The sequence below is a fragment of the Actinophytocola sp. genome, assembly GCF_036002505.1.
Lineage (GTDB): Bacteria > Actinomycetota > Actinomycetes > Mycobacteriales > Pseudonocardiaceae > DASYTH01.
The window spans coordinates 1-3,446 of sequence record NZ_DASYTH010000175.1 but is presented as its reverse complement, the minus strand read 5'-3'; the positions used below and the strand labels follow the sequence as shown (position 1 = coordinate 3,446).

The window sequence follows — 3,446 nt, the reverse complement described above, 5'->3', positions numbered from 1 at the left end:
CGGTCACCGGCCCCGTCAACGCCCGCCGCCGTGCATCGACATGCCCGGCCCGCGCCAACGCCTTGGTGACCGCCTGCTCGCCGGGCAGCCGCCGCAGCAGGCCGCTGCCCAGCGCCGAGCCGACATCCACGCCTGAGGCCGTCCCGGCCAGCACCGCCTCCCGCAGCCGCGACCGGGCCGCCGCATCCGGTTCATCCGGCGGACCGGCAGGCCCGCTCGCTGGAATAGCCGGGGCGATTTCGGACATGGCAGACTGCGGCATCGACGAGGCTCCTGCGCGAGGACGTGTTGGGTGTGAGCAACCCATGTCCTACCGGGAGCTTCGTCGCATTCCCTGCAACGACATGCCCTCGTCGAGACGTGACCGCATCGTGATCAGCCGGGCCGAAACCACTACAAAGACCGACGTACCGCTTCTAACTTAAGGGCAGTGCCCCAGCGACCCGTCCTCGGCGAGGGCGGGCTCGGTGAACCAGCTCGGCCCGCCCTTCACCTGCACGCCGACGATCAGTCCGCGATCAAATAGCCGGTCGTCCCGTGCCTGCACGAAGAGATCGATCCCGAGGTCGTGCAAGGTGTTCGGGACCGGCCCCCAGCCGATCCGCTCGAACTTCGCGGCCACCTCATTAACCCTACGCCGCCGGTCTGCTCCTGCTCAGACGCCCGCACCTCAAGCCTTCCTCGGCGATAAGCAGCGCAACGCCGCCGACGAAGGAGGTTCCTCGGCCGGTCGCGTGGGAATCGGGCTCAGAACGGGGCGCCGAGCCGCTCGATGGCTGTCTTGGCCCACTCGTGGGCACCGTCTCCAGCGCCCTCCACGAGCCCGGTCGCCAGAGGAGCGAGGAGTCCCTTCATAGCCGACAACGCGCGCCTGATCTTCCTACGGTCCGGATCAGGCTGAACCACTTCGGCGAGGACCTGCCGAGCGGCACCGTCGGCATCCCGCTGGTCTTCGATCGACAGCCCGGCAACGGGCAGCTGCTCCAGCGTCCTCACCACGGCCTGCGCAATCGCTTCGAATCCGGGCGCGATCTGCTCACTCCGGTGGCTGGTCTGGCTGACCGCCTGGTTGCCCCAGGCAAGCTGCGCCCCGTCCGCGTTGCCATGGATCACCGGACCGTTGTAGATCGTCGTCCTCCTCGCGCCCGGCGGGAACTCGGGCCCGTCAGCACGCACCGGCACCCGAATCGGATGCCGGTCGAACTCTCTTTGGATCTCCCGCGTCATCCGCGCGATTTCCCGTCTGTAGATCGTCACGCGCGCCATACCTCTCCCGCACACCTCGCCCCACGCCAGAGGCTACCTGCCACCACTGATCTCCACGGAGAAGTGAGCCCGAGCGACTCGATCATTGTCTCCGGCTCAACACCCTCCCCACCGATCGCAAGGCCTGGGCGGCCACTCGGCGTAGCACGCTCGGCTCCGCGGACACGTGGACAGCACGCTGCGGACTGCCGTTACCGCGCCCAGAGCCGAGCGGTCGCCTCGGGCCGAGCTGGGAACGGGCGCCGAACCGGTGTGCCACCGCCCGGCCCGAGCTGGAACCAATAGGCCGAACACACACCCCGTTGACAGCCATCGGCGGCTGGAGCGTCCATCAACCGACCGGACACCTGCCCGCCGCCCCATCCGACCCAGGAGGTCCTCATGACCAGAACCCCAGCCCCGAATCCGACCCCTGCCGCCCGGAGTGCCCGGTGAGCCGCGGGCGCGGCGCCCGCCGAGTTGCGCGTCCCGACCCGTCGGTACGTGACGCCACATCGCCCAAGGAAGAGGCGTTGTGGGAGCAGGCGGCGGGTCCGCTGCGGGTCGCCATCTACATCCGCATCTCCACCGACGAGGAGCACCAGCCGTTCAGTCTCGAAGCCCAGGACAAGCGGCTGCACGCCTACGCCGGCACGCAACCCGGCTGGGAGGTGGTCGCGGTGTTCCGCGACGAGGCGTCCGGGGCCACCCTCGAACGACCCGACCTGCAACGCGCGCTGGCCACCGCCCGCGCCGGCCGGTTCGACGTTCTACTCGTCTACCGGGTCGACCGGCTGGCCCGCTCGCTGCGCGGCCTGGTGCACATCCTCGACGAACTCGACGACGCGGGCGCGGTGTTCCGCTCGGCCACGGAGCCGTTCGACACTGCCACCCCGGTCGGCCGGATGCTGGTTCAGATGCTCGGCGTGTTCGCCCAGTTCGAGCGCGAGACCATCATCGACCGGGTGATCAACGGCATGGAGCGCAAGGCCGCCCGCGGCCAGTGGTGCGGCGGGTACCGCCCCTACGGCTACGAACCCGACCCGGCCACCGACATCCTCCGCCCCGTTGCCGACGAGAGCCCACTCGTGCCGCTGATCTTCGACATGTACGTGACCGGCCGGCACGGCGCCAAGGCCCTGGCCGGCGAACTCAACCAACGGGGACACCGCACCCGCTACGGCAAACCCTGGAGCGCGCAGTCTGTGCTCACCGTGCTGCGCAACCGCGCCTACCTCGGCGAGGTCTACTTCCGCGGCACCTGGTACCGGGCCGAACACCACCACCCGCCGCTGGTCGAACCCGACGTCTTCGAACAGGCCCAGCAGATCATGATCGCACGCGGCGACGACCGCTCCCGCCGCGCGGCCAGCAGCTCCGACTACCTGCTCGCCGGCCGCGTGTTCTGTGACCGCTGCGGCAAGCGCTACCTCGGCGCCGCCGCGCACGGCCGCACCGCCCGCTACCGCTACTACACCTGCTTCTCCGCCAACCGCTACGGAAAGCACGCCTGCGACGCCGACCGGCTCCCCGCAGACAAACTCGAACACCTCGTCCTGGACGCCCTGATCACCACCTTCGAACGCACCGACCTCGTCAACGCCGCCGCCACCGACGCGGCCAGCCGCTTCCACGCGGTCCACGACCAGCACCGCGCCGAACTCGACACGGTCTGCCGGGAACTGGCCTCCGCCGAAGCCAAGATCGACCGCTACCTCGCCGCGTTCGAAGCCGGTGACCTCCCACAGGCGCGTTGCGGCGACCGCATCCAAGCCCTCGCCGACACCACCGCCAAGCTCCGCCGACGCCGCGACGAGCTCGAAGCCCTCCTCGCCGACGACACACCCAGCGCACCCACCGAGGAGGACCTCGCCACCCTCACCGCAGGCGTCCGCGACGCCGTTGCCACCGGCGAACCCGCCCGCATCAAGCCCGTCATCGAACGGCTCGTTCACGAAGTCCGCATCCGGGGTCGAAACCACATCCACGCAACCTTCCGAATCCCCCCAACCCCGCCAACCCTCAACCCGCAGTCGACGGTTCGCGAAATGGTCGGGTCGGTGCACTGGACTGCACGGTACTCAAACCACAACAGCGCAGGTGAGCGCCTGGAACGGCTGCACTGCGCGGTATCGGAACTGCGCGAAGCGCCCCAGAGCGCAGATGCGGTGCCAATCCCGCCCGTGGCCGAGTGCGAGCCA

General features: G+C 69.6%; 4 protein-coding genes. 1 reads left to right on the top strand and 3 read right to left on the bottom strand.

The window, feature by feature from the left end; all coding sequences use genetic code 11:
• The 3 genes from VGR06_RS14870 to VGR06_RS14860 all read right to left on the bottom strand — a co-directional run.
• Positions 1-262: hypothetical protein (locus tag VGR06_RS14870; protein ID WP_327559657.1), on the bottom strand; the 262-nt coding region annotated here is incomplete at its 3' end.
• A gap of 159 nt (positions 263-421) precedes the next feature.
• Positions 422-622, bottom strand: a complete 201-nt coding sequence (locus tag VGR06_RS14865) for a hypothetical protein (RefSeq protein ID WP_327559656.1) — start codon at positions 620-622, stop codon at positions 422-424.
• A gap of 125 nt (positions 623-747) precedes the next feature.
• Positions 748-1,257 carry a hypothetical protein gene (locus VGR06_RS14860; RefSeq protein WP_327559655.1) on the bottom strand — a complete coding sequence of 170 codons (510 nt, stop codon included), beginning with the start codon at positions 1,255-1,257 and terminating at the stop codon, positions 748-750.
• Between the two features lie 440 nt (positions 1,258-1,697).
• Here VGR06_RS14860 and VGR06_RS14855 point away from each other — a divergent pair.
• Positions 1,698-3,446 (top strand): recombinase family protein (locus tag VGR06_RS14855; RefSeq protein WP_327559654.1); only part of this gene is annotated, 1,749 nt, incomplete at its 3' end.